Origin of the sequence: Herbaspirillum rhizosphaerae, assembly GCF_046025915.1 — a bacterium.
Classification (GTDB): Bacteria; Pseudomonadota; Gammaproteobacteria; order Burkholderiales; family Burkholderiaceae_D; genus Herbaspirillum; species Herbaspirillum rhizosphaerae_A.
On the sequence record NZ_JAQQFR010000039.1, the window covers coordinates 1 to 315 of the forward strand.

The 315-nt window shown below is 55.9% G+C and carries 1 protein-coding gene; it reads right to left on the reverse strand.

All coding sequences use genetic code 11. The features are described 5' to 3' along the window. A partial coding sequence (locus PQR63_RS23610; protein WP_408170731.1) for a hypothetical protein occupies positions 1–315 on the reverse strand: 315 nt, incomplete at both ends.

Here is a 315-nt window from a genome sequence, read left to right on the forward strand (position 1 = left end):
GCTGGCCACAAATGTGTCGTCACTTGCACTGCCGGTCAGATCCTGAATATTGACGAACGTATCACCTGCGGCATACCCTCCGCTGGTACCGACGCCTGTCGTAGAATTCAGATCGACGACGACGCCTGCGTTCGACGCTGCGTAGCTCACACGATTGTGCGACGTCGCCGTACTTGTGCCGCCATCAAAATTATTACTGGCCAAGTTGGCAACGAAAGTATCGTCGCTAGCGCTACCGGTCAGATCTTGAATATTGCTCAGACGGTCGCCAGCGGCGTACCCTCCGCTGGTTCCTGTACCGTCGGTGTAGTTCAG